At 42.1% G+C, this 26,805-nt stretch carries 33 protein-coding genes; 10 read left to right on the forward strand and 23 right to left on the reverse strand.

Annotation, left to right across the window (positions count from 1 at the left end):
- Positions 1–9: 9 nt before the first annotated feature.
- Both accC and prmA read left to right on the forward strand, forming a co-directional pair.
- Positions 10–1,353, forward strand: coding sequence for an acetyl-CoA carboxylase biotin carboxylase subunit (gene accC / locus C727_RS0100670; RefSeq protein WP_017443689.1), 1,344 nt, complete (start codon positions 10–12; stop codon positions 1,351–1,353).
- 78 nt (positions 1,354–1,431) lie between these two features.
- A complete protein-coding gene (gene prmA, locus C727_RS0100675) occupies positions 1,432–2,310 on the forward strand; it encodes a 50S ribosomal protein L11 methyltransferase (protein ID WP_017443690.1) in 879 nt (292 codons plus the stop codon).
- A 2-nt stretch (positions 2,311–2,312) separates the two neighbouring features.
- Here prmA and C727_RS0100680 read toward each other — a convergent pair whose 3' ends face one another.
- On the reverse strand, positions 2,313–2,654 hold the full coding sequence (locus tag C727_RS0100680; RefSeq protein WP_017443691.1) for a hypothetical protein: 342 nt from the start codon (positions 2,652–2,654) through the stop codon (positions 2,313–2,315).
- Between the two features lie 111 nt (positions 2,655–2,765).
- On the opposite strand from C727_RS0100680, the gene C727_RS0100685 reads away from it, so the two are divergent.
- A complete protein-coding gene (locus C727_RS0100685; protein WP_017443692.1) occupies positions 2,766–2,957 on the forward strand; it encodes a putative motility protein in 192 nt (63 codons plus the stop codon).
- Here the strand turns inward: C727_RS0100685 and epmB are convergent.
- Positions 2,954–3,958 carry an EF-P beta-lysylation protein EpmB gene (gene epmB, locus C727_RS0100690; RefSeq protein ID WP_017443693.1) on the reverse strand — a complete coding sequence of 335 codons (1,005 nt, stop codon included), beginning with the start codon at positions 3,956–3,958 and terminating at the stop codon, positions 2,954–2,956. The genes C727_RS0100685 and epmB overlap by 4 nt on opposite strands.
- 141 nt (positions 3,959–4,099) lie before the next feature.
- Between epmB and efp the strand changes: the two genes are divergently transcribed.
- From efp to C727_RS17735, 3 genes are all read left to right on the forward strand, one after another.
- Entirely contained in the window at positions 4,100–4,666 is a 567-nt protein-coding gene (gene efp / locus C727_RS0100695; RefSeq protein WP_017443694.1) for an elongation factor P, read from the forward strand.
- Positions 4,667–5,635 (forward strand): elongation factor P--(R)-beta-lysine ligase, encoded by a 969-nt coding sequence (gene epmA, locus C727_RS0100700; protein ID WP_017443695.1) that lies wholly within the window; start codon positions 4,667–4,669, stop codon positions 5,633–5,635.
- 90 nt (positions 5,636–5,725) lie between these two features.
- The gene (locus tag C727_RS17735; RefSeq protein ID WP_017443696.1) at positions 5,726–6,247 is read left to right on the forward strand and encodes a TlpA family protein disulfide reductase; all 522 of its coding nucleotides are present in this window, start codon (positions 5,726–5,728) and stop codon (positions 6,245–6,247) included.
- Positions 6,248–6,255: 8 nt separating this feature from the next.
- On the opposite strand, the gene erpA is transcribed toward C727_RS17735, so the two are convergent.
- Together erpA and C727_RS0100715 are read right to left on the reverse strand one after the other, a co-directional pair.
- The gene (gene erpA / locus C727_RS0100710) at positions 6,256–6,591 is read right to left on the reverse strand and encodes an iron-sulfur cluster insertion protein ErpA (protein WP_017443697.1); all 336 of its coding nucleotides are present in this window, start codon (positions 6,589–6,591) and stop codon (positions 6,256–6,258) included.
- Positions 6,592–6,655: 64 nt separating this feature from the next.
- Positions 6,656–7,309, reverse strand: a complete 654-nt coding sequence (locus C727_RS0100715; protein ID WP_155949142.1) for a DUF6776 family protein — start codon at positions 7,307–7,309, stop codon at positions 6,656–6,658.
- A gap of 144 nt (positions 7,310–7,453) precedes the next feature.
- On the opposite strand from C727_RS0100715, the gene C727_RS0100720 reads away from it, so the two are divergent.
- The 4 genes from C727_RS0100720 (at position 7,454) to hemL (ending at position 11,955) form a co-directional block, all read left to right on the forward strand.
- A complete protein-coding gene (locus tag C727_RS0100720) occupies positions 7,454–9,157 on the forward strand; it encodes a chloride channel protein (protein ID WP_026052480.1) in 1,704 nt (567 codons plus the stop codon).
- On the forward strand, positions 9,154–9,582 hold the full coding sequence (hemJ, locus tag C727_RS0100725; protein WP_017443700.1) for a protoporphyrinogen oxidase HemJ: 429 nt from the start codon (positions 9,154–9,156) through the stop codon (positions 9,580–9,582). Before C727_RS0100720 ends, hemJ begins: the two co-directional genes overlap by 4 nt.
- Before the next feature lie 63 nt (positions 9,583–9,645).
- Positions 9,646–10,668 carry an aspartate carbamoyltransferase gene (locus C727_RS0100730; RefSeq protein ID WP_017443701.1) on the forward strand — a complete coding sequence of 341 codons (1,023 nt, stop codon included), beginning with the start codon at positions 9,646–9,648 and terminating at the stop codon, positions 10,666–10,668.
- Positions 10,669–11,955 (forward strand): glutamate-1-semialdehyde 2,1-aminomutase, encoded by a 1,287-nt coding sequence (hemL, locus tag C727_RS0100735; RefSeq protein WP_017443702.1) that lies wholly within the window; start codon positions 10,669–10,671, stop codon positions 11,953–11,955.
- A 50-nt stretch (positions 11,956–12,005) separates the two neighbouring features.
- On the opposite strand, the gene C727_RS19240 is transcribed toward hemL, so the two are convergent.
- The 19 genes from C727_RS19240 to hflK all read right to left on the reverse strand — a co-directional run bounded on the left by C727_RS19240 (position 12,006) and on the right by hflK (position 26,798).
- A complete protein-coding gene (locus C727_RS19240) occupies positions 12,006–12,179 on the reverse strand; it encodes a DUF1328 domain-containing protein (RefSeq protein ID WP_017443703.1) in 174 nt (57 codons plus the stop codon).
- A 196-nt stretch (positions 12,180–12,375) separates the two neighbouring features.
- A complete protein-coding gene (locus C727_RS0100745) occupies positions 12,376–12,633 on the reverse strand; it encodes a hypothetical protein (protein ID WP_017443704.1) in 258 nt (85 codons plus the stop codon).
- A gap of 84 nt (positions 12,634–12,717) precedes the next feature.
- A complete protein-coding gene (locus C727_RS19245; protein WP_017443705.1) occupies positions 12,718–12,894 on the reverse strand; it encodes a DUF1328 domain-containing protein in 177 nt (58 codons plus the stop codon).
- 203 nt (positions 12,895–13,097) lie between these two features.
- Positions 13,098–13,949 carry a thymidylate synthase gene (locus tag C727_RS0100755; protein ID WP_017443706.1) on the reverse strand — a complete coding sequence of 284 codons (852 nt, stop codon included), beginning with the start codon at positions 13,947–13,949 and terminating at the stop codon, positions 13,098–13,100.
- Complete coding sequence (gene lgt / locus C727_RS0100760) at positions 13,946–14,761, reverse strand: prolipoprotein diacylglyceryl transferase (protein WP_017443707.1); 816 nt, start codon at positions 14,759–14,761, stop codon at positions 13,946–13,948. The genes C727_RS0100755 and lgt overlap by 4 nt, the downstream gene beginning before the upstream one ends.
- A gap of 15 nt (positions 14,762–14,776) precedes the next feature.
- Positions 14,777–15,580 carry a sulfite exporter TauE/SafE family protein gene (locus C727_RS0100765; protein ID WP_017443708.1) on the reverse strand — a complete coding sequence of 268 codons (804 nt, stop codon included), beginning with the start codon at positions 15,578–15,580 and terminating at the stop codon, positions 14,777–14,779.
- Positions 15,581–15,593: 13 nt separating this feature from the next.
- Complete coding sequence (gene ptsP, locus C727_RS0100770; protein WP_017443709.1) at positions 15,594–17,864, reverse strand: phosphoenolpyruvate--protein phosphotransferase; 2,271 nt, start codon at positions 17,862–17,864, stop codon at positions 15,594–15,596.
- On the reverse strand, positions 17,861–18,400 hold the full coding sequence (rppH, locus tag C727_RS0100775; protein ID WP_017443710.1) for an RNA pyrophosphohydrolase: 540 nt from the start codon (positions 18,398–18,400) through the stop codon (positions 17,861–17,863). Before rppH ends, ptsP begins: the two co-directional genes overlap by 4 nt.
- A gap of 158 nt (positions 18,401–18,558) precedes the next feature.
- Complete coding sequence (locus tag C727_RS0100780; RefSeq protein ID WP_017443711.1) at positions 18,559–20,565, reverse strand: ATP-binding response regulator; 2,007 nt, start codon at positions 20,563–20,565, stop codon at positions 18,559–18,561.
- A gap of 99 nt (positions 20,566–20,664) precedes the next feature.
- A complete protein-coding gene (locus C727_RS0100785) occupies positions 20,665–21,051 on the reverse strand; it encodes a MerC domain-containing protein (protein ID WP_017443712.1) in 387 nt (128 codons plus the stop codon).
- Positions 21,052–21,183: 132 nt separating this feature from the next.
- Entirely contained in the window at positions 21,184–21,636 is a 453-nt protein-coding gene (gene rplI / locus C727_RS0100790; RefSeq protein WP_017443713.1) for a 50S ribosomal protein L9, read from the reverse strand.
- 30 nt (positions 21,637–21,666) lie between these two features.
- Entirely contained in the window at positions 21,667–21,894 is a 228-nt protein-coding gene (gene rpsR / locus C727_RS0100795) for a 30S ribosomal protein S18 (protein ID WP_017443714.1), read from the reverse strand.
- Between the two features lie 10 nt (positions 21,895–21,904).
- A complete protein-coding gene (priB, locus tag C727_RS0100800) occupies positions 21,905–22,213 on the reverse strand; it encodes a primosomal replication protein N (protein WP_017443715.1) in 309 nt (102 codons plus the stop codon).
- A 2-nt stretch (positions 22,214–22,215) separates the two neighbouring features.
- Entirely contained in the window at positions 22,216–22,599 is a 384-nt protein-coding gene (gene rpsF / locus C727_RS0100805) for a 30S ribosomal protein S6 (protein WP_017443716.1), read from the reverse strand.
- Between the two features lie 136 nt (positions 22,600–22,735).
- Positions 22,736–23,053 carry a peptidylprolyl isomerase gene (locus C727_RS0100810; RefSeq protein WP_017443717.1) on the reverse strand — a complete coding sequence of 106 codons (318 nt, stop codon included), beginning with the start codon at positions 23,051–23,053 and terminating at the stop codon, positions 22,736–22,738.
- An 82-nt stretch (positions 23,054–23,135) separates the two neighbouring features.
- A complete protein-coding gene (locus C727_RS0100815; protein WP_017443718.1) occupies positions 23,136–24,431 on the reverse strand; it encodes an adenylosuccinate synthase in 1,296 nt (431 codons plus the stop codon).
- Between the two features lie 87 nt (positions 24,432–24,518).
- A complete protein-coding gene (locus tag C727_RS0100820) occupies positions 24,519–24,704 on the reverse strand; it encodes a DUF2065 domain-containing protein (RefSeq protein WP_017443719.1) in 186 nt (61 codons plus the stop codon).
- A gap of 48 nt (positions 24,705–24,752) precedes the next feature.
- Positions 24,753–25,628: a protease modulator HflC gene (gene hflC / locus C727_RS0100825; protein ID WP_017443720.1), complete on the reverse strand. Its 876-nt coding sequence runs from the start codon at positions 25,626–25,628 to the stop codon at positions 24,753–24,755.
- Positions 25,629–26,798, reverse strand: a complete 1,170-nt coding sequence (gene hflK, locus C727_RS0100830; protein ID WP_017443721.1) for an FtsH protease activity modulator HflK — start codon at positions 26,796–26,798, stop codon at positions 25,629–25,631.
- Between the last annotated feature and the right edge of the window lie 7 nt (positions 26,799–26,805).

Genomic DNA, 26,805 nt, shown 5'->3' on the forward strand with positions numbered 1-26,805 from the left:
GGGTTACCTATGATTGATAAGGTTTTAATCGCCAATCGCGGCGAAATCGCACTGCGGATTTTACGGGCCTGTAAAGAACTCGGCATTAAAACAGTGGCTGTGCATTCGGTTGCAGACCGTGAGCTCAAACATGTGTTACTTGCCGATGAAACCATTTGCATTGGTAAAGCACCGGCCACAGAGAGTTATTTAAATATCCCGCGAATTATAGCCGCCGCTGAAGTGACCGATTCAGTCGCCATACATCCGGGTTACGGCTTTTTATCAGAAAACGCTGATTTTGCTGAACAAGTCGAAAAATCAGGTTTCATCTTTATCGGCCCAACAGCAGACTCTATTCGTTTAATGGGTGATAAAGTTTCTGCGATCAATGCAATGAAAAAAGCTGGCGTACCATGTGTTCCTGGCTCTGATGGTCCACTCGGTGAGGACGATCAAAAGAATCTACAAATTGCTAAACGCATTGGCTACCCAGTCATAATTAAAGCCGCTGGTGGTGGTGGTGGCCGTGGTATGCGAGTCGTTCGCAGCGAGAAAGAGTTAATTAAGTCGATTGAATTAACTAAACAAGAAGCAGGTGCTGCCTTTAACAATGATGTGGTTTACATGGAAAAATTCCTTGAAAACCCACGTCACGTAGAGGTTCAAGTTCTGTCTGACGGGCAAGGTAATGCCATTCACTTGGGTGAACGTGATTGTTCTATGCAACGTCGTCACCAGAAAGTGGTAGAAGAAGCACCAGCGCCTGGAATTACCGAAGAAATGCGTAAATTCATCGGAGACCGTTGCCGTCGTGCTTGTATAGAAATCGGTTATCGCGGTGCCGGTACTTTTGAATTTTTATTTGAAAACGGCGAGTTTTATTTTATCGAAATGAATACTCGAATTCAGGTTGAACACCCAGTTACAGAAATGATCACAGGTGTTGATTTGATTAAAGAGCAGTTGAAAATAGCGGCTGGTCAACCGCTTTCAATTACTCAAGACGAAATTCGTATTCGCGGCCATGCCATTGAATGCCGGATTAATGCAGAGGATCCGTCAACTTTTATGCCATGCCCAGGTAAAATTAACCGTTTCCACTCGCCAGGTGGTCTAGGTGTTCGTTGGGATTCTCATATTTATGCAGGTTATAGCGTACCGCCGAACTACGATTCTATGATAGGCAAGCTTATCACCTACGGTGAAAACCGGGGTATTGCGATCGCTCGGATGCAAAATGCCTTAAGTGAATTAGTGGTTGATGGTATTAAAACAAATGTCAGCTTGCATAAAGAGATTATGAAAGACGAAAATTTCCAAAATGGTGGCACTAACATCCACTATCTTGAGAAAAAGCTCGGAATTTCTTAATACTCTGGTAAGCTATTGCCTTTGATAAAAGCCGAACTCTCGTTCGGCTTTTTTATTAGATAGACAACGGAATATAAAATGGCCTGGATTCAAATACGTTACACAACAGATAAAAAAAATGCTGAGTTAATTGCCGACAGCATGTTAGAACTAGGCGCTTTTTCAGTGACCTTTTTAGATGCTGAAGACACCCCAATTTACGAACCTAAACCCGGTGATTTTTTGTTATGGGATAGCACAATAACCATGGGGTTATTCGATGCCGAAACAGATCCTGAACAAATTATTGGTGAGTTGAAAAAGCTAAACAGCGGCCAACAAGGCAGCTACAAAGTAGAGCAACTAGAAGATAAAGACTGGATCCGTGAATGGATGGATAGTTTTTCGCCGATTCAATTTGCTGATAAATTATGGGTTTGTCCAAGCTGGTGTGAGATCCCAGACCCCAGTGCCGTAAATATTATTTTAGATCCGGGTTTAGCCTTTGGCACAGGCACACACGCAACAACATCTTTATGTTTAAAGTGGCTAGCAGATGAAGTTAAAGGAGGCGAAACTTTAGTTGACTTTGGCTGTGGTTCTGGCATTTTGGCTGTTGCAGGGCTTAAACTTGGCTGTTCAAAAGCGATTGGTATCGACATAGATCCCCAAGCAATTGATGCCTCTACTGCCAATGCTGAACGCAATGCTGTGCAAAATCAGTTAGAATTGTTTTTACCCGAACAACAACCCACGTTAGAAGTAGATTTAGTCGTTGCCAATATCCTGGCTGGACCGCTGCGTGAATTAAAAGAGATTATTGCCGGCTATGTCCGCCCGGGTGGAAAAATCGCGTTGTCAGGTTTATTAGCCAGCCAAGCTGAAGAAATAGCTCAACTATACAGTGAGTGGTTTGAGCTAGATCCAATTGCCCAAGAAGGGGATTGGTGCCGCGTATCTGGCACCAAACGAAGTTAATATCAAAGTTCGCCAGCTTGATTGCTTTCGGCTTGAATAACTTCCAAAAACTGTGCCTGAGTAGTAAAAATCAGCTCTAACCGGGCAACTATACTACTCAGTTTTTGTTGATCCAAATTTTCTAACTGTGCTTGACGCAGTTGGGTTACCTCATAAAAATCTTTCGCCACGTCTTCAACATAAGGCATAAATCTATCTGCTTGCACATTAAAGCCCTCTTTAAAGATACAGCTAAATTGACCATGCCCTTGCTCTTTTAATGCATCTAAATAAGCATCACAATCTAACGCTCGGCGATGCGCTTGTGCTAAGTTTTCACGAATGGATTCAACTAAATTTTGCAAATTATTGCCCCTCATAAGTTTATTTTTTTTCAGCCAAATTAATATTAAAGTTTAGCCTTTGTCTGCCGATAAAGAATAGCCAACATTATACCACTTAAACCAGGAGTCAGTATGGATATAAACCCGGCGAATACCAGTATGACAGGTGTGCAGACACCAGCCAGTGCCGAACTACGCGGTGCTCAACTGGCTAAAGACCAACAACAAGCCGAAGGCCAAGCAAGTTTAAAGCTGCTTGAATCAGCCGCGCCGGCACCGTCGGCCGACCCAGCTATTGGCCAAAACATAAATATTAAAGTTTAGCTTGCCTGAGTTTTAAACATTATGGGGCTTTTACTAGCAAGCCCCGCTACTTCTCGTGCAATTTTTGGCACTAAAAAGCCAGGTAATGCTTTAAGCATACCCGCTTGTAACTGTCCGACTTTATCCTCGTCACAATCAAAATGCGCTGCGCCTTCAACTTTATCCAACAAAAACAAATAATACGGCAATATACCAGCGGCAAACAAAGCCTCACTAAGCGCGACCTGAGCGGTTACCGTATCATTGACTTTATTTAATAAGGTCGCTTGGTTTAATAGAGTAACATTTGGCTGCCTCAGAGCGGCGAAGGCGTCTTTAACCCATGTATTAATCTCATTGGCGTGGTTAATATGCAGCACCATCACAACTTTTTGCGAATGGTTTGCCAGCAAGCGGCTTAACTGTGGCGTGATACGTTGCGGGATCACCACCGGCAATCGTGTATGAATACGAATACGGGTGAGTTGCTTTAGTTGTGCAAGCTCAGCAAACAACCAACTAAGGTGCTGATCATTTGCCATTAACGGATCTCCACCACTTAAAACAACTTCGTTTATATCTGGATGAGCCAAAACATAATCTTTAATCGCCTGCATATCGCTGCGCTTAAAAACGTTATCTTGATACGGGAAATGGCGCCTGAAACAATAGCGGCAATTGATTGCACAGCCCCCCCGAACCATTAGCAGCACTCGGCTTTGATACTTATGCAATAAACCAGGCAATACACTTTGATGCTCAGCTAACGGATCTTTTTGATAGCCTTCAACCTTTAAAAACTCGTCCGCTTGTGTCATTACCTGCAACAATAAAGGATCATTGGGATCACCGGCTTTCATCCGAGCCACAAAAGGTCTAGGTACTTGCATCGCAAACAGTTTCCGAGCCGAAAAACTGGTTTGCCAGTGGGATTCATCTAAATTAAGCAGTTTGACCAAATGTTGTGGGTCTTTAATGGCAGATGCCAGCTCTTTTTGCCAATTTGTTTCGTAATTAAACATACAGCTTTGATTTTTTATAAAAACCCATATTCTACCTGTTTGTTTTGCCGAACTCTAAATAAACTGACGACTAGACTGCCAAAGCGCACTAAAATCAGTTAAAATTCGGTGATTTGTAATTTAAACCTAATTGAGGAAAGCATGGCAACTGTAAGCACCAATGAATTTCGTGGCGGCCTAAAAATCATGTTAGATGGCGAACCTTGTGCCATTATTGAAAATGAATTTGTAAAACCGGGTAAAGGACAGGCCTTTAACCGTGTTAAAATTCGTAAATTGATCTCAGGTAAAGTTTTAGAAAAAACCTTTAAATCAGGCGAAAGTGTTGAAAAAGCCGAAATAATGGACCATGAATTGGCCTATTTATATAACGACGGTGAGTTCTGGCACTTTATGAATAATGAAACTTTTGAGCAAATTGCTGCAGATGCTAAAGCGGTTGGTGATAATGAAAAATGGCTGGTTGAACAAGACACTTGCATTATCACGCTGTGGGACGGTAATCCGATTGCCGTTACGCCACCTAACTTTGTTGAATTAGAAGTTACAGAGACAGATCCAGGATTAAAAGGCGATACAGCCGGAACAGGCGGTAAACCTGCGACATTGAGCACAGGCGCTGTTGTTCGCGTTCCTTTGTTTGTACAAATTGGCGAAGTTATCAAAGTAGATACTCGCTCTGGTGAATATGTCTCTCGGGTAAAATAAATGAATCAATGGCAACCGTCGGCCAGTATAGAGTTTTTGCGTCAGCGGGCGGCTGTCATACGCCAGATTAGAGAGTTTTTTTGGCAAAGAGACGTGCTCGAGGTCGAAACCCCAAGTTTAGCTAGATTTGGGGTGAGCGATGTACATTTAGAAAATTTAAACACCCAATATAAAGGCCCTGGCCACCCAGATGGTTTGCGATTACATCTGCAAACATCCCCTGAATATGCCATGAAACGGTTATTGGCTGCTGGCAGCGGTAGTATTTTTCAAATTTGCAAAGCGTTTCGAGATGACGAATCGGGCCGTTATCATAATTTAGAGTTTAGCCTGTTAGAATGGTACCGACCTGGATTTACAGCCCATCAACTCATGGCAGAAACCAGCGCTCTTGTTAGTCAGGTCTTACAAGTACCCACCGCTGATATTATAACTTACCAACAAGCGTTTTTAGCTCAGTTGGATATAGACCCGTTAACGGCCAATGTGGCTGAACTGAAAGCACTATTATGTCAGCATAAATTAGCAGATTTGGCCGCTTTAACCGAGGATAAACACACCTTGCTGCAATGGATCTTCAGTCAACTGATAGAGCCAGTGATAGCTCAGAATCAACCTTGTTTTATTTATCAGTTTCCGGCCGAACAAGCTAGCCTAGCCAAACTATCGCCTCAAGATCCTCGTGTTGCTGAACGTTTTGAGCTTTACTATCAAGGCATAGAGCTGGCAAACGGTTTTGATGAGCTAACCTGTGCAAAACAGCAGCAAGCCAGATTTGAAGCTGATAATGGGCGGCGTCGACAACTAAATAAAGCCGAAAAACCAATCGACAGCTATTTGCTGCAAGCACTTGCAGCAGGCTTACCGCAATGCTCTGGCATCGCATTAGGGTTAGACCGTTTAATTATGCTGGCCACTGGTGCTGAACATATCAACCAAGTATTAGCGTTTCCACTTGATCGCTGTTAGCACCCCTTAGCTAAACAATGCAGTCTACTGGCTTTATCAGCCCTTTATTTGTATGCTAGTTTTACAGCCGCATTCAGACAAGATAGGTTTATGAAAACATCATTTAAAACAGTTAGTTTTGCCAGCTTAGCTATTATTGCCCTCGTTTCAGGTATTTATGCCGCCACCCACATATTTTTACCACCAACGCATGATCACTGGCAAAAAAAGTTTCCAGCTAACATGCAAATACAAAGTTTAGCTGAATTTGACAGTCAATTTTTAGTGATCGATTTTTGGGCAAGCTGGTGTGTACCATGCGCTGACTCATTGCCGCATTATAAAAGTTTATTTGCACCCTTTACGGCAGAGAAGTTACAGTGGGTTGCGGTAAATCAAGATCTCGATAAAAAAAATGCAGATGCGTTTTTAAAGCGCAATCAGTTGCAGGATATTCCGGTATTTTACGACAGCAATGCTAGCTTACAACAAGCATTTAAGGTACGGGGTTTACCCACATTAATCGTATTCGATCAAAACCGGAAAGAGATCACTCGAGTGTCAGGATATGATAAAAGTAAACAGCAAGCGGTTGAGGCATTAATTATGGCTGCCCTTGCAGAGCAACCATAACCCGCTTATTAAACTGAAAAACTAGCACCACAGCCACAAGTTGTCGTAGCATTGGGATTTTTGACAAAAAAGCGTGAACCTTCTAAACCAGACATATAATCAACTTCACCACCCATTAAATATTGCAGGCTCATAGGATCAACCACTAGGTTAACACCCTCTTTTTCAATCAATATGTCACCGTCATTGACCTTTTCGTCAAACATAAAACCATATTGAAATCCTGAGCATCCGCCCCCCGTGATATAGACACGAAATTTCAGGTTGGGATTTTCCTCTTCTTCGATCAATACTTTCACTTGCTGCGCCGCCGCATCAGTGAAATTTAAAGGAATATCATTCATGCACAAAACCTCATTAATAAATTCATAGGTTATTATCTAATACCTGAGTAAAACGTTCAACTATTTAATCTGAACGAGCTGGGATCAAGGTGCCCTCGCGCCAATCTAGAACCTTTGTTAACTCGAATTTTTTACCTTTTTTGACTGTAACTTGCAAAAACAATTGTTTTGGCTGCTCGGTTTCAGGCAATTGAAAACGCTGCTCCATAATTTGAAAATACTTAAAATTAAATGTGCCCTCTTGCTCTGGCAATATATTGATACTCTGTTCGCCATACTTGAGCTGCATCTTTACATGACCAGCTACATACCCTTGCTCGGTTGGATTTTTCACCAGTGCCAAACGCACCAGATATTCGTTGTTGTCAACGGCTTGTACAACCAAAGATTCAACCCTCAATCGATCATCGGTTAATTCGGGCGCCATGACTCTTTCATAAAAAGTCAGCTGAGCTTGCAAGTTCTGTTTATCTTCATTTAACGCTTGCAATTGCTGCTGTATCTTTTGCACTCCCATTTGGTTAATCTCATTTTCAACGTTGACAAAATTTAACTTTTGCTCAACTTGTATCAAAGCCTGCTGCTTTTCTTGTAAACGAGTCTCTAGCTGAGCAATTTTATTCTCATTTTGAGTCAGTCGTATCTGATTAACCTGCATACCCGCTAAAAAACACAAAATCGCAATGCCTACGCCGATTAAAGAACTGTAAAATCTCACGTTTGCGTTGCGAATTATCTTTATTTTTTGCTTATTAGCTTTAACCAAACCTCATCCTTTTTAAAAAATTTAGCAAAATCAGTGACAAATCCAGTTAGCTTGATTAATCTGTTAATTAACTATTCGCCAACAAAATATGCAAACGTGCTGCAAAATCAACTCCAGCTACTTAGACGCCAATTAGCTTATCCCAAAATCTCAATTCAATTGAGTATTCTAGGTTTATTAGCTGGGATCTGTGCATCTGCTTTTATTCTCGCATTTCGCTGGGTACTTGAAAACGTGCAATTGTTATATTTGGATAACCCAGATGACTTTACCTCACTGAATACGTTTTTCCACTTAATTCTGCCGTTTATTGGCATCGCACTCATCGCACTATTAGGCTGGTTTACTGATTTTAAATATTTTCGATTGGGTATCCCCTTTGTTATTTATCGATTGAAAGCCTTTTATGGCATGATGCCAATGCGCAATACGATTAATCAGTTTTTTGGCGGTATTATCGCTATGTCGAGTGGTTTTTCGGTTGGCCGTGAGGGCCCAGCTGTACATCTCGGGGCTGGTGCGGCCAGTTACCTAGCGGCCGGTCTTAAACTCCCCTACAACTCAGTTCGTACTTTATCCGCTTGCGGCATGGCCGCCGCGATTTCAGCTTCGTTTAATACGCCTTTGGCAGCTGTAATTTTTGTAATGGAAGTCGTTCTGCGTGAGTATAAAATTCATATTTTCGTACCCGTGATGCTGGCTTCTGTAGCCGGCGCAACGGCTAATCGTTTTGTATTTGGTCATGAACATGACCTAAGTACCTTGGATATTAACCTACTGGGTATTCAACATTACCCTTATTTGGTTTTTATGGGCGTCATAGTCGGTTGTTTTGCTTTTGCTTTTAACCGCCAGTTAATAGAAATTATCCGCTCGTTCAAATACGTAAATATGATCCCACGCCTTGCTTTAGCTGCCACAGTCACAGCAATCATAGGCGCGATTGTTCCCGAAGCTTTAGGCATAGGGTTAGGCGCGATCTCCATTGCCCAACAAGAAACCGGAAATGCCCAATTATTGATGACGGTTTTTATCAGCAAAGCCGCACTGACTTTTTTTGCAATTGGGTTAGGGATACCAGGTGGCATCATTGGCCCAATTTTAGGCTTAGGCATGATGCTGGGCACTTTACTTGCCCTAATGGCATCAATTTTTATTGGTGACGTGCACGACTATGCCGATATTTACGGTGTTTTAGGGTTAGCAGCACTCATGGCGGCTTGTTTGAATGCGCCACTCGCCGCCTTAGTCACTGCGTTAGAAATGACCTATAACCCAGATATAGTAGTCCCAGCTATGTTAGTGATCGTCTGTGCTCATGTGGTTTCCAGCCAAATTTTCCGTAATCGTTCGCTATTTTTGTTACAGCTCGAAACACAAAAACTAGATTACCAATCCCCACCAACCTATGATATTTTACAAAAAACCGGTGTTCTGGCGGCCATGACACGCAACTTTATTCTAATTAAACGCAAAGACGACGAGGCGTTAAAACGGGCGCTCGACCGGGCTGGTAAACGCCCTGTGATTTTAAAAGAAGATCACCCAGATGGAACCAGCTTTAAACTGGTCAATTACAATGTTTCTTTAGATCCCTTGCAAAATTCACCTTTTAGTTTTGAAGACCTGCAAGGGGTAGAGTCTAGATATACCCTAGCTGAGCCTTATGAAATATTGCAAGATCGCCGTTCTGGCTCAGTTTATATATTTGCAGATCAGCTTGACCAGATTATCGGTGTGATCAGCTGGGAGCAGCTTAGACTCAGGTTAACTAAAGGTTCGTATCAGGTGTTTGAATGATCATTTTATGGCTGAAAGCGCTACACATTATATTTATGGTCGCTTGGTTTGCAGGCATTTTTTATTTTCCTCGACTGCTGGTTTATCACGCGCAAAACCAATCAGACCAGGTCCACCAACAATTTTGTATTATGGAACGACGTCTGCTGTATTTTGTCACTCCATTTGCCATTTTAACCGCAGTTTTTGGTATATGCTTAATGGTGTTATACGGAAGTGAGTGGCTAAAAACCAGCGGCTGGTTACATGCAAAACTGACATTAGTCACTTTGCTTTATGTTTACCATGGTTATTGTTTTGTGCTGTTAAAACGCTTTAAAGCTGGTCGGAACAAACGCTCAGCGCGTTTTTACCGCTATTTTAATGAAGCCCCTGTCATCTTATTATTTGCCATTATTATACTGGCCGTCGTCAAACCTTTTTGATTTTGCAGCGTGCCAAGTATGCTATCATAGCGCCAGTTTTGGACTCAGCTAAGCAGGTGTTTCATGTTTAAATTTGAAGGGGCGAATATACTCTCAGTACAGCAATTTGATCGCGAGAGTATTGAATATCTTTTTCGCATTGCCGATGCGATGCAACCTTATGCTCACCGTCATAAAAGAACGCATGTTCTTGATGGAGCAATTTTAGGCAATTTGTTTTTCGAAGCCAGTACCCGAACCCGAGTGAGTTTTGGCACCGCATTTAATCTGTTAGGCGGGCATGTCCGTGAAACCACTGGGTTAAAAAGCTCAGCGTTGGCCAAGGGTGAATCTTTATATGACACAGCCCGTGTATTAAGTAGCTACAGTGATGTTATTGCGATGCGGCATCCTGATTCTGGATCTGTGGCTGAATTTGCCACCGGCAGCCGTGTCCCCGTCATCAACGGTGGTGATGGTGCGAACGAACATCCAACCCAAGCACTATTAGATTTATACACCATACAAAAAGAGCAACACGCCCATCAATTAGGTATTGATGGCATGCACATAGCGCTCATCGGTGATTTAAAATATGGCCGTACGGTGCACTCTTTGTGTCAATTATTATGCCTGTATAAAGACTTAAAAATTACCCTTATCTCGCCAGCCGAATTAGCCATGCCAGATAAAGTCATTTCAGCAATCGAAAATGCGGGTCACCAGTGTATTATTACAGAGCAGCTAGAAGGCCACTTAGATGCTGATATTGTCTATCAAACCCGTATTCAGCAAGAAAGGTTTCCATCTGAACAAGAAGCAAATCTATACCGCGGCCGTTTCCGTTTAAATCAATCTATTTATACCAAACACTGTAAGTCTAATACAGTGATCATGCACCCACTGCCGCGCGACTCACGATCTGATGCCAACGAACTGGATAATGATTTAAATCTAAATCCAAACCTAGCTATTTTCCGTCAAGCGGATAATGGCGTATTAGTGCGAATGGCGCTTTTTGCAGCCACTTTAGGGGTTGAAAACTTAGTCAACCGCTATGAATCAGAAGTACGCTGGTACAGTAACAAAGGAAATACGGTAAATTAAATGTCTAATTCAGAACTTTTATTCGAACAAGCCCAACAGCATATCCCAGGTGGTGTCAATTCGCCTGTACGCGCATTTAAAGGTGTGGGTGGCACACCTGTATTTATTGATTACGCTGAAGGCGCTTATTTATTTGATGCCGATGGGCAAAAATATATTGATTATGTAGGCTCTTGGGGGCCCATGATTTTAGGCCATAATCACCCTGAAATCCGTCAAGCTGTGCATCAAGCAGTGGACAAAGGCCTAAGTTATGGTGCACCGACCGCCTCAGAAACACAAATGGCTGCCCTTGTAAAATCAATAGTGCCCTCTATGGACAGTGTTCGTATGGTAAACTCAGGTACCGAAGCAACCATGTCGGCGATCCGCTTGGCCCGAGGTTATACTGGCCGCAATAAACTGGTCAAATTTGAAGGGTGTTATCATGGTCATGCCGACAGCTTGTTAGTTAAAGCAGGATCTGGTGCATTGACCCTTGGTGTGCCTAACTCGCCTGGTGTACCGGCAGACTTTGCCAAACACACATTAACGGTTGAATTTAATAACCTAGATTCAGTCAAAGCCGTTTTTGCTGAAGCCGGTGATGATATCGCTTGTATTATTGTAGAACCCGTTGCGGGTAATATGAACTGTATACCGCCACAAGCTGGTTTTTTACAGGGACTGAGAGATATCTGTGACGAATACGGTGCTGTGCTGATTTTTGATGAAGTCATGACTGGCTTTCGAGTGGCTTTAGGCGGTGCACAAGCGCATTATGGTATTACCCCAGATTTAACCACTTTAGGTAAAATCATTGGCGGTGGTATGCCAGTCGGTGCTTTTGGTGGAAAAAAAGAGATTATGGACTATATCGCACCCGTTGGCCCAGTTTACCAAGCCGGTACTTTATCCGGTAATCCGATCGCAATGGCTGCAGGTATTACTGCCTTATCTATTCTGCAAAGCTCAGCAAACGAGCTGTATCCTGCATTAGCGGCCAAAGCAAGCCGTTTATGTGATGGTTTTAAACAAGCTGCAAGTGAAGCAGGTATTGCGTTAACTACTAACCAAGCTGGCGCTATGTTTGGTTTTTTCTTTACTGAGCAATCACAAGTGAATTCATTTTCACAAGCAACAGCTTGCGACCAAAAAAGGTTTAAACAGTTTTACCAACTGATGTTAAAGCAAGGTGTGTATTTAGCACCTTCTGCATTTGAAGCTGGGTTTGTTTCTAGTGCTCATACAGATGAAGATATAGAGAACACCATCAAAGCAGCAAAAAATGCCTTTTCAGCATTGTAAAATATATAAAACTAGACTGCCCTGCAGTCTAGTTTTATTTACATTCCAAACTAATTTGGTGGTCGGCCTCGCAACGCATTCGCTAACAATGCAATCAACCACAATATTAAAAATAGAATAAATAATATTTTTGCTATTTCAGTCGCAACGCCTGCAATGCCAGTAAACCCCAGTACGCCGGATATCAAAGCAATAACCAAAAATAAAAAGCTCCACCCCAACATATTTAGTGCCTCGCTATAAATGCTCAGGTGTTATTATTTTAGTCGAATATTCGAAAAATCCATAAAGTGTGTTCAGGTCTGAACAATACGTGTTTGGAGGGTGAAAGATACAAGAATGATATTAACTTATGGTGAAAAATGCGATCGGTTTATGAGGACCAGCCGCATATGCGGCTGGTTAACCTAACGCCTACCATTAACAATCTGTGTCGTCGGCGTCTGCTTCTTCTTTAGCATCTTCACACCAGTCTTCAACCTGATTGCCAGCATCTTCTGCTGCATCTTCGGTTTCTTCTTGAGCATCTTCAACTGCGTCTTCAGTTTCATCAACTAAGTTGTCCCATTGATCTTCCACTTCTTCCGCAGCCTCTTCATGGTCATCAGCCAACGCAACTGGGCTCAATACTAACGCCGAACTTACCAATGCCGTTTTTAAAAGGTTTGAAATTTTCATGATCTGACTCCTTAATAGTTAAAAAACAAACATCCGTTGTTCCTTGCATGCGCTATCCCTAACACATGTGATGCTTCATATTGATTAGGGTTTAGGTGATTTTCCGCGTACCGCATTAGAAATTAACGAAATAATTAACAATACGACAAAAACGAAAAATAATATTTTGGCAATCCCTGCAGCTGCACCAGCAACCCCAGAAAAACCTAAAATACCCGCAACAATAGCGACAATTAAAAATACAAGACTCCAACCTAACATTTGCTTTCTCCTTTAGATGCGAATGTAATAGTTGTATTGCGAAGCTTATGCCAACTTTAAAAAAAATTTATAAGATATTGATTTTTAATGTTTATTTATTTTAAAAGGCTGGTCTTCAGAAGTTTTTCACGGACTAAGGTTTGCATTTAAACAGAAATTATTGCAAGCCCCGTATGTAACTTTTACACGTAGGGGCATATTTTTTAGACAGTAAAGGGATATGCAATGGCGGGATGATATTGATACCCTTCGACCTGAAAGTCATCACGAGTGACCCAGGTCTCTAGATCTTCTAAAGATTTAATCTCAGGGTTTATGGTGAGCGTCGGTGACGGATACGGATCACGTTTAAGCTGTACATCACGCATTAATGGCAATTGGTTTTCATATATGTGGGCATTAACAATTTTATGATAGGCTTTACCTGGTTTATGGCCCGTAATACGGGCCATTAGCGCCAGCAATACAAAACATTGGATTTGATTAAAATTTAATCCAAGTGGCACATCACAACTGCGCTGATAAGAAGTTAAATACAGAGTATCACCCAACAACGAAAATGTATGTGTATGCATGCAAGGCCGCAAACACCCTAGCTCAAATTCACCAGGGTTATAAAAAGTCACAATTTCGGCTCTGTCATCAATGCCATTTTTTAAATTATCGACCACTTTTTTAAGTTGGTCTAATTTGCTGCCATCAGGTTTTTGCCAGCCGCGAGCCTGTACGCCATATACTCGCCCCATGTCATCTTCACCTGCACGGTGAGGATTATTGAGCCAAGCCTGGTTATCATTCGCGTTGGCATTCCAAGTATTACAGCCGATGGCTCTAAAATCAGCGGCGCTGCTATATCCTCGCAAATAACCAAGCAGTTCGGCGATGGCCGCTTTATAATAACTTTTTCGGGTGGTAATAATTGGAAATTGGTTTGCGCCAACATCATACTCAAGATCGGCATTCACAACCGTCAAACAGCGAGTACCTGTGCGTTTATTTTCTACCCAGATGCCTTCGTCGATAATGCGCTGTGCAAGTTTTAGATACTGTTTCATGCTTTTGCTGCCTTATTTGCCTGTTGTCTATTTTTGCATGCATAGATAATCAAAGCCAAACCGACAAGTATCATAGGTACACACAAAAGTTGCCCCATGGTCATAAAACCACCCATAAAGTTTTGCAGATGTGCATCTGGCTCTCTGAAATATTCAACGATAAAACGGAAACTACCATAACCTAACGCAAATAGACCGGCAATCATGCCTGTTGGTGGCTGTTTACGACGAACCCAGTTGAGGATAATAAAAAGGACTAACCCTTCTAAAAAAAATTCATACAACTGAGAGGGATGTCGAGGTAAGTCACCTGCATTTGGAAAAACAATTGCCCAGGGCACATCTGTGGTTCGTCCCCATAGCTCTGCGTTAATAAAATTACCGATACGGCCTGCGCCTAAACCAAGCGGAACCAGCGGGGCAATGAAATCTGCAACTTGCAAAAATGTGGTTTTGGTTTTGTGAGCAAACCAAAACATTGCAACAACAACCCCTAAAAATCCACCATGGAAAGACATGCCACCTTCCCAGATTTTAAACAAATAGCTAGGATCATCTAAAAATAATGGGAACTGGTAAAATAATACATAGCCTATGCGACCGCCTAGAATAACCCCTAAAAAGCCATAAAACAGCATGTCACTCAGTTGGTCTTTAGTCCATAAACAACCTTTTTCTTCAGCGCGGCGGTTAGCAAGGTACATAGCGCCTGCAAATCCAATTAAGTACATTAAACCGTACCAACGTAATGCGATAGGGCCGACCTCAAAAATAACAGGATCTATGGCGGGAAATTGCCAATATTCTTGCACTGTAAATTCTCCAACTTAAAAACTAATAAACATTTTTAGCGCAGAAGCCGCTAAGGCTATACCTAAACAAATACGTATTACGCGCTCTGAAAAATGTGTTGCCATTTTTGCGCCCAAAGGGGCAAATAACATAGAGGTGGTTATGATCGCAAAAAATGCCGGTAAATAAACATAACCTATGGTATAGGGTGGCAAGTCTACCGCATTTGCGCCGTTGATAACATAGCTTAACGAGCCAAACACAGCGATCAATAAACCGCAGGTTGCTGAGGTGCCAACAGCGCGTCTGGCTTCTAAACCTAACCAGATAAGCGCAGGCCCTAACATGGTGCCGCCACCGATCCCAACTAAACTAGATATGAGGCCTGTAATAAAACCAATTAAACTCAACCAGACCCGACTTTGCGCATAATCAGATACTGGGCGGATGTAGCGCTGGCCAAAAACCACATAAAGTGCTAAAAAGCTGCAAAAAACACCAAAAAATAACGCTAAACTGTTATTGCTCATTTGTGAACCAAGGGTGCCGCCTAATAAGGCGCCAAACATAAGGCCTGGAAACAAGCTAAAAACAGCTGGCCAAACCACATTATGATTTTTTCGGTGGCTGTTGGTGGAAGCGAGCGCAGTAAAAATGATGGTTGCCATTGAGGTACCCACTGCAATCACCATGAGGTTTTGTTCAGGTACACCAACCATAGGTAATACAAAAGATAATAAAGGCACAACCACTAAACCGCCGCCTATGCCTAAAAAACCAGCTAATATGCCTGCAACGACACCACTCGCTAAAAACATTAAAATAAAAATGAGATCCATAACAGCCTGTTAGTTATTTACCGGCGCGGATAAAACCACCCATCCCTAAGTCTTCAAGCTTCTGCGTGACCATTTTTTTAATTTGCTCGGGACAAGCCAACTCGCGGATTTGATTTTTAAGATATTCTACTTCATCAAGGGTGACACTTTTAAGAACCCACTTGGCTTTTAGCAGGTTTTGCGCACTCATACTAAAACTACGGTAGCCCATTGCCACTAACAGCAGCAGTCCTATAGGTTCGCCAGCCATTTCTCCACAAACGCTGACCGGCACTTTAAAGCGTTTACATTGCTGAGCTATAAAACCAAGCGCTTCTAACACGCCAGGATGATAACAATCATACAAGCTAGCAACTTTTGGGTTGTTGCGGTCAACTGCCAATAAATATTGAGTTAAATCATTGCTACCAACCGAGAAAAAATCAACCATTTGCGACAATAAACCAATTTGGTAAATAGCCGCCGGTACTTCTAACATGGCGCCAATAGGAGGCCAAGGCACATCACATTTTAACTCTTCTTCAAGTTCATGGTGAGCTTGCTGAATTAAGCGCATACAATCAGCCACTTCCTGCACCGAAGTGATCATAGGCAACAAAATTTTCAAATTTCCGCGTCCAATGTTAGCCCTCAACATTGCTCGGACTTGGACTAAAAGGATTTCAGGATGATCGAGCGTCATCCGGATGCCGCGCCAACCCAAAAAGGGGTTGTCTTCTTCTATCGGAAAATAAGGTAGTGGCTTATCACCACCAACATCCAAAGTACGCATCAGCACAGACTTTCCCGGGTAGGCATCTAATGCTTTGGCGTATAAATCATATTGTTCTTGCTCAGATGGAAAACAACTGCGCATCATAAAAGGTATTTCGGTTCGGTAAAGACCAACACCGTCGGCGTGAATACCCCGCACCACCTCAAAGTCCGCAGCTAACCCTGTATTTATGCTAAGTGATAAAGGTTCACCATCTTTCGTTCTAGCCGCTTCGTCAGCAACGGTTTTTACTAGGTCTTCAAGCTCTTGTTCTTCCATTAACAATTGCCGGTATTCTTTAATAACAACAGGATCAGGATTAAAATAAACTAAACCACTGTAGCCATCTAAAATCGTCGAACGACCATCAATATTGTTCATTGGTAGGTCTTCTAGACCCATTACAGCCGGGATCCCCAATGCGCGAGCCAAAATAGCAGCGTGCGAATTATTAGACCCCCGCATTGAACAAATACCGCGTAATTTTTCTCGTGGTATTTCCGCCAACATAGAGGCTGTGACTTCTTCAGCCACCAATACAAGATCGTCCGGCATCGGCCGCTTTTGCATTTCTTTTTTAACCAGGTTGGTTAATACACGCTGCCCTATATCGCGAATATCCGTGATCCTTTCACGAATATAACTGTCTTCCATTTGCCCTAGTTCGGCACACAACTCTTCGATCACTATTTTAAGTGAGGTCGCACAGCTCCACCCATTGTGGATTTGTTGCTGTACTCTATCACCTAATAAATCGTCATTAAGCATATGATGATATACGTCAAAGATGGCTGACGTATCGCTTGGCAAAATGGTTGTCATTTTAACTGACAACTCTTTTAGTTCTATTTGTGTTTTTTTAACCGCTTGTTTAAACCGCACGATCTCGCGGCCAACATTGCGGGTGCGGCGTGGCACAATGGACGAAAAAGTGATATGAGGCTGGATTGCAAAAGCAGTGCCCAGTGCAATCCCCGTTGAACCGGCCACCCCTCGCATCGCTCGAGCGCGTTTTTTTAATTCAGGACTTTCGGTACGGTTCAGAGCTTCTCGTGCTTCTGCGTGCGCAACTGCTGAGCCTAATTGTGTTGCCAAAGTGACCAAAAAAGCAACTTGGTTTTCGTCAAAAACTTCATGGCGGGAATGTTGTACGCTAATAACACCCACGACTTGTCGTTGATGAATAATTGGCGCACCCAAAAAAGAGTTATATCCGTCTTCTAAAACTTGGGGAGTTACCAAAAATCTTGGGTGGGCATGCGCATTTGCAACATTAACCGGCTCTTCTTTTTGGCCGACTAAACCCACTAAACCTTCATTAAAACCTATAGCCACCGACCCCACAGCAGCTGGGGACAAACCATCGGTAGCCATCAGTAAATAATGTTTATTTTCTTCATCGGCAAGATAAATTGAACAACACTCAGTTTTCATCGCATCTTTGGTCAAATGAGCGACTCTAGCCAATGCTTTTTCAAGCACTGGCTGGCGGGTCATTTCATCAACAATGCGCTTGAGCGTGTTAATCATCGACGATAAGATCTCCGTTTTCGATTGTTTTGATTGTGGCGTTTATGTTCTTTGTGTCGCTTATTAGGCATAGCAATTGGCGCAAACTCTTTCATTACCTTGCGGTATACATCCCGTTTAAATGAAACCACTTGACGAACTGGATACCAAAAACTTACCCAACGCCACTCATCAAACTCCGGATGGTTAGAACTTAAAAGGTTTACATCACTCTCTGCACAGGTTAGTCGTAGTAAAAACCACTTTTGTTTTTGCCCGATACAAACTGGGTTAGAATCTTTTCGCACTAAGCGTCGAGGTAAACGATATTTATGCCAATTTTTAGTGACATACATAATCTCTACGTCTTTCTGTTTTAACCCAACTTCTTCGTACAATTCCCGATACATGGTTTGTTCTGGGGTTTCACCCGGATCCATACCACCTTGAGGAAATTGCCAAGAGTGCTGCCCATATCTTCTCGCCCAAAAAACTTGGCCAGATCGATTGCAAATTACTATGCCGATATTGGCGCGATAACCATCGGCGTCTATCACTTTTCAACTCACACTTAAAAGTCTTGCTATATGTCTGATTCTTTCACAATCTAGTCACATGAGCAAACAAAGTCTTACGTTAAAAGCTATTTTTATTCATCACATTCGGTTTTATTCGAGCAATGAAGCCCCAAAATACCTATTTGGGGGCTTGTTGTTCACATTAGATAATGTTGAAGAGTTTGAGACAAGGTATCTGGTGCGAGCGGTTTTCGTAAAAAGCCATTCATACCCGCTTCTAAACACTTAATTTCGTCTTGTCTTAGCGTGTGTGCAGTAAGTGCAATAATCGGAGTGGTTAAACCTCTTGCTCGTAATGCTTTCGTACATGCCAGCCCATCCATTTTAGGCATGTTTAAATCCATTAAAATTAAATCAAACTTTTCATCCGCTAATATGGCTATCGCCTCTTCGCCATTTGCAACCACCTGACTTTCGATTTTGAACTGACTGAGCTGGGCCAAAATAACTTCTTGATTAATATCATTATCTTCAACCACTAATACGCTTTTATTGGCTAATGTTTGCGAACTTCGCTGAGGTTCGAGGTCAAGTTGTGTACTAATAAGCTCTAGGGTGGCATATCTAGGCAGCAAATAACGGCTACAGCTACGGGTTTGGGAAGCTAATATAATCACATTCTGGGTATCATGGAAATGATCATGATGGTGACATTTTTTATCAATTAGGTATAACGTGTCTGAATTAGCTTCAATCACACAATCAGCTTGCTGCTCGACAGTGAGTGCCAGCTTGCTAAATAACATTTGATAATATTGCCATAACAGCAGATCTTCAGTGACTACCTGCACTTGTTTATATTTAACTAAAAGATCCGTTTGTAAACTTGGTAAATAGTGACGCTCACAATCTTGTTGGAATGGTATTTCCAAAATAACGTTAGTTCCATGGCCTGGTTGGCTATGATATTCGATATGGCCTGCAAGCAGTTTTATAATACGAGCAACTGTGTATATGCCCAAACCAGTTGCGTTTGCTTCAACTTGAGAGTCTGTGTCTAATTGTAATTGACCTTTTTTTATATGCTCTAATTGCCGTGCTGAGATCCCAGTACCTGTATCTAATACTTGTATTTTAAGATGGTCAGACTTTTTTTCTGAAACGGTAAAAACAACCCTGATTTTACCCGTTTCGGTATGTTCAATAGCATTATCTAATAGATGATTCAGTACTCTTTGCAGCAGATACTCATCAGCGACCAAACTCATAGGTACATTTGGGGTAACTTGCATAATAAACTTAACAGGTGTGGCAACGAGTTTATTTAGATATCTATGCTGGATCTCAGCTAACGCACTAAATAAACAAAAAGGACGCGCTTTGGGCACGATACTGCCTTGTTCAAGCTCAGCATATTCAGAGGCCACATTAATTGCATCTTGCATGTCTAAGATAGCTTGTGTAGTTTTAGCCAAAGCAGCGTCTTTATCAGCCGATTCGGTTGTGGCAATCTGTAGCATACCTAAAGCACTATTTAACGAAACCCGCATTAGGTGCCCCACCTTATAAATCATATTAAGATGATTTTGTTGCAAAGCTTCACTGATCTGGCCACGTTTTTCTAATAAAAATTTTGCCTGTTTTTCATTCTGATAAAAATGGCTGATTCTGCGATATAGAGGTTTATAACGATATTGATAAAAAATAACTAATGACAAAATTATCAAAACTGGCAAAAAAAGTGACATTACTTTATAGATATGGCTGTGTGAACGACGCGTTTGTGTGAGCGATTTTTGCGCGGCTTGCATTTGCAAATAAACATCTTCAAATGAATCTAATAATGCTTGTTTTGCATACGGCTCTTCATCTAATAAAGCTTGTAATTGTTGCAGCATAATGGCATTGCTTTGTTGTAAAGCATGTAATTTTTCTGCTGCCGCTAAACTAGACTGAACACTGTTCAAGCGAGATTTGAGATAACGTAAGTGACGCATATCTGTATTAGCATTTAACAACACCACACTTAACTCATTTAAGGTACTGCTTTGGGTGTATAATTGTTCGCTAAAAAAATGGTTTTCGTCTTGTGCTTCTGATACCTGAAATAGAGCGACACAGTATAAACAAGCAATGCTACTTAACAGCAGCGTTAAGACTCCATATTGGCGCAATAGGTTTTTTAAAAGTTGTATGATGGCCACAGGCGCAACGAATCCGAGTCTTGATTGATAAACTTAGCGCTAGTTTAAGTTAAGCAAAGCTAGAATTCGAGTAAAAAATGACGTTAATTTGGTCGAAATTTAGCAGCTTTTACAGCTTTTACATAAACGAATGTTTAAAATGTGGGCCAGTACGATAAGGCCTGCACCTGCCGCAATCATGTATGGTTGCACGGCTTCACTCACTTCGTGTTTGCTAGCATAAATAATGCCACCCAAAGCTAGTGAATAAAATGGGTAAAGTTTTTTATGATATTTATGAAAACCAGCAAATAACGCAATAAAACCCATTACCAGTGTAATTAATAAAATGAGGTGCTCAAACGTATCTTCAGCGACCATAGATAAACCTAACAAAGGTAACACAGGCAACAGAACAGGCAAAAAGATACAGTGAACTGCACACAAAGAGGTCGCAGCAATACTCATTCTGTCGAGCCAGTTATTTTTGTTGAGTTTATCTTGCATACATAAATCCTACCGCCGAAGTAAGCTTGTAATGATATAACATTTGTAGAAAAAATAAAGGGGGTAAGTGAAAAACACCGCCCAGCAAGACGGTGCTTTCAATTCTTGAATCTTAGGTACGGGGTATCAAGCTTAAGCTTCAGCAATAACTTCTAGCTTGATAGTTGTAATAACATCTGCGTGTAATTGCAGGCTGATTTCAAATTCACCAGTGTTGCGGATCGCACCTTCTGGTAATTTAACTTCAGACTTAGCAACCTCTACACCAGCTGCAGTGACAGCATCAGCAATATCGCGAGTACCGATAGAACCGAACAATTTGCCTTCTTCACCTGCTTTAGAAGCAATAGTGACTGATGACAGTTCATTGATTTTTTCAGCACGTGCTTCAGCAGCGCTTAATACGTCTGCTAATTTAGCTTCAAGCTCCGCACGCTGTTGCTCAAAATATTCTACGTTCGCTTTGTTGGCTGGTACTGCTTTACCCTGTGGAAACAGGAAGTTACGCGCGTAACCGGCTTTAACTGAAACCTGATCACCTAATGTGCCCAGGTTGGCAATTTTATCGAGAAGAATGATATCCATCTTGCTACCTTTAAACTATTTATTCGGTGATTAAGCGTGTAAGTCAGTGTATGGTAACAACGACAAATAACGAGCGCGCTTGATTGCACGAGCTAATTGGCGCTGATACTTAGCACTAGTACCTGTGATACGGCTTGGTACGATTTTGCCACTTTCAGTGACATAGTTTTTTAAAGTAGCGATATCTTTATAATCGATTTCGCTTACGCCTTCAGCCGTGAAACGGCAAAATTTACGACGTCTGAAATAACGAGCCATTGGCTTTCTCCTAATCTATTTGTTGAATTCGCTGTGCATGCAAAATTAATTGAGCCAGACCGTTAATAGATTCTTGCCGTTGCAAAAACCCTTCAGCTCTGACTAACTGCTCAGCGGTTAAATTCTTAACTTGCTGCTGTATTGTTAGCCCACTTGCAACCACTTTAATTCGACACCAAACCCTACGTGGCATACCTGCTTCATATTGCTCAGACAAATGCTCTAAAACAAAATGACAATGTGGAATACCGGCTGGGCTAGTGCTAAATTTAGGCGCTTTAACAAGCTTGCCAGCAATAACCAGGCTATTTTCAAGCACGCTTATTCAGCAGCCTGAGCCTTGCTTTCTTCAGCTTTTTCACCACGTGGGGCACGCGTGCTAGTCTCTTCTTTCTTCGCCATTGGAGAAGCTTCAGTGACAGCATTTTTAGTACGCATGATGATGTTGCGTAATACCGCATCATTGAAACGGAAAGCGGTTTCCAGTTCTTCGATGGCAGCAGTTGTTGCTTCAACATTCATAAGTACATAGTGTGCTTTATGTAGTTTTTCGATTGGATAAGCCAGTTGACGGCGACCCCAGTCTTCCAGACGGTGAATTTGACCACCAGCATTTTTAACGATGCCTTCATAGCGCTCGATCATGCCAGCAACCTGCTCACTCTGATCCGGGTGGACCATAAATACGATTTCGTAATGACGCATGTGTGCTCCTTACGGTTAGTTAGCCCCGAGAACAGCTCAGTCAGACTGCCTATGGAGGCAAGGAACTTAATAAATGACTGATTTGAGGGCGCGAAGTTTACGTTAAAGCTGCTCAAAAGACAAGCAGCAATCTTGTTTATTTAAGATAATGGACTTTGATTAAGTGGTAACCAAATTTAGTTTTAACTGGACCAACTATCTGACCAGGTTTAGCCGAAAAAACTGCAGCATCAAATGACTTCACCATAACGCCGCGTTTAAACTCACCTAAATCACCGCCTTTTTTCGCCGTTGGGCAATTTGAATAACGCTTAGCGAGCAAAGCAAAATCAGCCCCTTTTTCTAGTTCCTGCTGGGCTTTTTTTATTCGTTCTGGATTACGCGTTAGGATATGTTGCGCAGAGGCATACATAGGTTTGCCAGGGCGTGCAGATTTACCAGCCATTACCACCATTTTTTAGCTCCTGTATTTTACTTTAGTTATAAAAAAACCGGCCTAAGCCGGTTTTTAAACCATCATTTGGGCTGTTTTCATTTTAGCCAAATGGGTTTTCTAAAATCATAGTTTCGTTACGATCCGGACCGGTCGAAATAATATGCACCGGCACTTCCAAGATCTCTTCTATTCGTTTTAAATAATTTTTTGCTGCTTGAGGCAGCTTGTCGTATTCAGTGACACCAAAAGTGTTAGCATCCCAACCTGGCATGGTTTCGTAAACAGGGGTTACACACTCATAACCGTCTGCGGCCATTGGCGGGACACTACTGACTTGACCATTTTCGTCTTTATAACCGACGCAGATTTTAACTTCTTTTAAACCGTCTAAGACATCTAATTTAGTGACACAAAAACCACTGATTGAGTTAATTTGCACTGCACGACGCATGGCAACTGCATCAAACCAGCCAGTGCGACGTTTACGCCCTGTGGTTGCACCAAATTCATGACCTTTAACACCAAGATGTTGGCCCACTTCACAGTCTAGTTCGGTAGGAAACGGCCCTGAGCCTACTCGGGTCGTATAGGCTTTTACAATACCGAGAACATAGTCTAAATAACGTGGACCAAAACCACAACCAGTTGCAACACCACCGACAGTCGTATTAGACGAAGTAACATAAGGGTAAGTGCCGTGGTCAATATCAAGCAAAGTCCCTTGAGCACCTTCAAATAAAATGGATTCACCCTTTTTGCGGGCATTGTCTAACACTTCGGTTACATCAACAACCATGCTGGTTAAAATATCACGCAACTCTAACGCATCAGCCAAAGTTTTATCATAATCAACTGGCTCGGCTTGGTAATAGTTTTGCAAAGTAAAGTTATGTAACGCCATAACCTCTTTTAGCTTTTCAGCAAAAGAATCCTTACAGAATAAATCGCCTACCCGCAAACCACGGCGTGCAACTTTATCTTCATACGCTGGACCTATGCCGCGTCCTGTCGTGCCAATTTTATTTTCGCCACGAGCCACTTCACGCGCTTTATCTAACGCAACATGGTAAGGCAAAATAAGCGGACAGGCTTCACTGATCTTCAGACGCTCTTCAACTGGAACACCACGCTCTTTAAGCATTTTCATTTCAGTTAATAAAGCTTCTGGGGATAACACAACACCATTGCCGATAATGCAGGTAACATTATCTCTTAAAATACCTGATGGTATTAAATGCAAGACAGTTTTTTCACCATCAATGACTAACGTGTGGCCTGCATTATGGCCGCCTTGGTAGCGCACCACATATTTGACTTTATCTGTCAGCAGGTCAACAACCTTACCTTTACCTTCGTCACCCCATTGGGTGCCTAGAACAACAACGTTTTTACCCATGATCACCGAATCTTTTCCAAAAAAGCAGGGCGCGGATTTTATCAAGTTACGCCGCTAAGATCATTAACAAAAGCAGATTTTTTATTTTTAACCCGCCAACCAAAGAATTATTGTGCCTGTTGCCAATAAAATTGCACCGACCATCCGCAAGTGTTCAGTCGGCATACGGGCCATTTGCGCTAGGTATTTTTGCCACTTTTGTGGAAATAAAAACGGCCCAATTGCTTCAACTATCAATACTAAGGCAATTAATTTAATCCAATCTAATTGCATTATCAGCCTCCCAAAAGCAAAAAACCCTGCCTAAGCAGGGTTTTTTAATCATTCGCCAGCCAGCTTCATGTATTCAAAAAACTCACTATCTGGTTTAACCAGTATCACATCAGATTTTTCGTTAAAGCTCGCGCGATACGCCTCTAAACTTCGAATAAAGGCGTAAAACTCTGGATCTTGATTGTAGGCTTCAGCATAAATTTTAGCCGCTTCTGCATCCCCTTCACCACGAATCGCACGTGAGTTACGCTCAGCATCCGCAATCATTACTGTAATTTTTGCATCAACATCTGCGCGGATAAATTCAGCTTGCTCTTTACCTTGTGACCTGTGCTCAGCAGCCACCGCATTACGCTCAGCACGCATGCGATCATAAATGTAAGAGCTCACTTCATCTGGTAAGTTGATCTTTTTAACTCGTACATCAACAACTTCAATACCCAACTCTCGTGCGCTTTCTTTCACTGAAGCTAATGCTTTATCCATTAACTCATCGCGTTCGCCCGAAACAATTTCAGCTATGGTTCTAGTCCCAATTTCGCTGCGTAAACCATTGTTAAACTTCCTCGCTAACAAGGCTTCGGCGTTCGATTTGATACCACTGGTTTTTAAGTAGTATTGCTCAAAATCTTGGATCCGCCACTTGACATAAGAATCAACAATTAAGTCTTTTTTCTCTGATGTAACAAATCGATCTGATTCGCTGTCTAAGGTTTGAATACGTGCATCCAAAATACGTACTTTTTCAATCAATGGGATCTTAAAATGCAGACCTGGTTCATAAACAACAGTACGGTCTTGGCTATCACGTTTAACCTTACCAAACTGACTGACAATACTGCGCTCTCCTTCACTTACAACAAATAGTGATGAGAACGAAGTGATCGCCACAGCAGCTATAACAATGATAATTAAATTTTTCATTTATCGGCCTCCTGTATAACGACCTGAATCCCGTAAACTGCCCGACTGTCTGGACTGATCATTGGAGACATTCACTGGCGGCGTATAGCGTCCACTATCGGTGTTTTCAGTGTTTTTCTTTTGCTCTGTGCCATTTTGTCGCTCTAAAATTTTGTCCAGCGGCAAATAAATCATGTTGCCATTGCCTTCAGTGTCGACCACAATTTTGCTGGTTTTACTATAAACGCTTTCCATTGTTTCTAAATACAAACGTTTACGTGTCACCTCTGGTGCCGTTTCATACTGAGGGAGTAACTTTTCAAAACGTACAACTTCACCGCGAGCTTTTAGAATAACTTGCTGCTTATAAGCTTCTGCTTCTTCTTGAATACGACGCACCTTACCACGCGCTTCAGGCTCACGCGCTCTGGCGTAGGCTTGTGCTTCTTGGATATATCGGTTTTCGTCTTCTTGCGCAGCGATTGCGTCATCAAACGCCGGTTTGACTTCTTCTGGCGGGCGTACCGCTAAAAAGTTAACGTCAACCACTTGCAACCCGGTATTGTACTTTTCAATCGTATTTTCGATGTTTTCCCAAGTTTGCTGGCGCACTTGCTCACGACCCTTAGTGAGTACATCATCCATTGTTGAGTGACCTACAACATATCGCAATGCGCTATCGGTTGCTTGGCGCAAGCTATAAACGGGTTCAGTCACACTAAATAAAAAGTCCCTCGGGTTTTCGATCCGGTATTGAACTTCGATCTCAACCATCACCACGTTTTCGTCGCGAGTCAACATCACACCATTTGAAGTTAACGACTCAACACTTTCAACATTAACAGGGTAAACCTTATCAATAAATGCGGGTTGCCATTGCAAGCCTGGTTCGATAATGCTGTGGAATTGACCAAACCTTAATACCACACCCCGCTCGGCTTCGCGGATGGTATTGGCACCTAAATAGATCCAGACCAATAAAAATATGACCAGTACTAAAATCAAACCAGTGCTACTAAAGCCACCACCTTGATTGTTACTATTGCCACCATTGCCACCGCCAAAAGATTTGCGAATTTTTTTCATGGTATCTTTATAAATCTCATCTAAATCAGGGGGCCCCTGATTTTTTCCACCACGATTACCCCAAGGGTCTTTATTGTTGTTATTACCCGGTTCGTTCCAGGCCATAATACAC

It is taken from the genome of Gayadomonas joobiniege G7, assembly GCF_000300815.1.
GTDB lineage: Bacteria > Pseudomonadota > Gammaproteobacteria > Enterobacterales > Alteromonadaceae > Catenovulum > Catenovulum joobiniege.

Excerpts from the sequence above, each read along its gene's own strand:
- rpsF (WP_017443716.1), bottom strand. The coding sequence starts at position 22,599 with ATGCGTCATTACGAAATCGTATTTATGGTCCACCCGGATCAGAGTGAG.
- rpsR (WP_017443714.1), bottom strand. The coding sequence starts at position 21,894 with ATGGCTCGTTATTTCAGACGTCGTAAATTTTGCCGTTTCACGGCTGAA.
- epmA (WP_017443695.1), top strand. The coding sequence starts at position 4,667 with ATGAATCAATGGCAACCGTCGGCCAGTATAGAGTTTTTGCGTCAGCGG.
- C727_RS0100685 (WP_017443692.1), top strand. The coding sequence starts at position 2,766 with ATGGATATAAACCCGGCGAATACCAGTATGACAGGTGTGCAGACACCA.
- erpA (WP_017443697.1), bottom strand. The coding sequence starts at position 6,591 with ATGAATGATATTCCTTTAAATTTCACTGATGCGGCGGCGCAGCAAGTG.
- C727_RS0100745 (WP_017443704.1), bottom strand. The coding sequence starts at position 12,633 with ATGAAAATTTCAAACCTTTTAAAAACGGCATTGGTAAGTTCGGCGTTA.
- C727_RS0100755 (WP_017443706.1), bottom strand. The coding sequence starts at position 13,949 with ATGAAACAGTATCTAAAACTTGCACAGCGCATTATCGACGAAGGCATC.
- C727_RS0100820 (WP_017443719.1), bottom strand. The coding sequence starts at position 24,704 with ATGCAATTAGATTGGATTAAATTAATTGCCTTAGTATTGATAGTTGAA.
- ptsP (WP_017443709.1), bottom strand. The coding sequence starts at position 17,864 with ATGATTAACACGCTCAAGCGCATTGTTGATGAAATGACCCGCCAGCCA.
- C727_RS0100815 (WP_017443718.1), bottom strand. The coding sequence starts at position 24,431 with ATGGGTAAAAACGTTGTTGTTCTAGGCACCCAATGGGGTGACGAAGGT.
- hflC (WP_017443720.1), bottom strand. The coding sequence starts at position 25,628 with ATGAAAAATTTAATTATCATTGTTATAGCTGCTGTGGCGATCACTTCG.
- accC (WP_017443689.1), top strand. The coding sequence starts at position 10 with ATGATTGATAAGGTTTTAATCGCCAATCGCGGCGAAATCGCACTGCGG.
- C727_RS0100810 (WP_017443717.1), bottom strand. The coding sequence starts at position 23,053 with ATGGTGGTAATGGCTGGTAAATCTGCACGCCCTGGCAAACCTATGTAT.
- C727_RS17735 (WP_017443696.1), top strand. The coding sequence starts at position 5,726 with ATGAAAACATCATTTAAAACAGTTAGTTTTGCCAGCTTAGCTATTATT.
- hemL (WP_017443702.1), top strand. The coding sequence starts at position 10,669 with ATGTCTAATTCAGAACTTTTATTCGAACAAGCCCAACAGCATATCCCA.
- C727_RS0100765 (WP_017443708.1), bottom strand. The coding sequence starts at position 15,580 with ATGGATCTCATTTTTATTTTAATGTTTTTAGCGAGTGGTGTCGTTGCA.
- rplI (WP_017443713.1), bottom strand. The coding sequence starts at position 21,636 with ATGGATATCATTCTTCTCGATAAAATTGCCAACCTGGGCACATTAGGT.
- C727_RS19245 (WP_017443705.1), bottom strand. The coding sequence starts at position 12,894 with ATGTTAGGTTGGAGTCTTGTATTTTTAATTGTCGCTATTGTTGCGGGT.
- hemJ (WP_017443700.1), top strand. The coding sequence starts at position 9,154 with ATGATCATTTTATGGCTGAAAGCGCTACACATTATATTTATGGTCGCT.
- C727_RS0100730 (WP_017443701.1), top strand. The coding sequence starts at position 9,646 with ATGTTTAAATTTGAAGGGGCGAATATACTCTCAGTACAGCAATTTGAT.
- C727_RS0100785 (WP_017443712.1), bottom strand. The coding sequence starts at position 21,051 with ATGCAAGATAAACTCAACAAAAATAACTGGCTCGACAGAATGAGTATT.
- C727_RS19240 (WP_017443703.1), bottom strand. The coding sequence starts at position 12,179 with ATGTTGGGGTGGAGCTTTTTATTTTTGGTTATTGCTTTGATATCCGGC.
- hflK (WP_017443721.1), bottom strand. The coding sequence starts at position 26,798 with ATGGCCTGGAACGAACCGGGTAATAACAACAATAAAGACCCTTGGGGT.
- prmA (WP_017443690.1), top strand. The coding sequence starts at position 1,432 with ATGGCCTGGATTCAAATACGTTACACAACAGATAAAAAAAATGCTGAG.
- epmB (WP_017443693.1), bottom strand. The coding sequence starts at position 3,958 with ATGTTTAATTACGAAACAAATTGGCAAAAAGAGCTGGCATCTGCCATT.
- efp (WP_017443694.1), top strand. The coding sequence starts at position 4,100 with ATGGCAACTGTAAGCACCAATGAATTTCGTGGCGGCCTAAAAATCATG.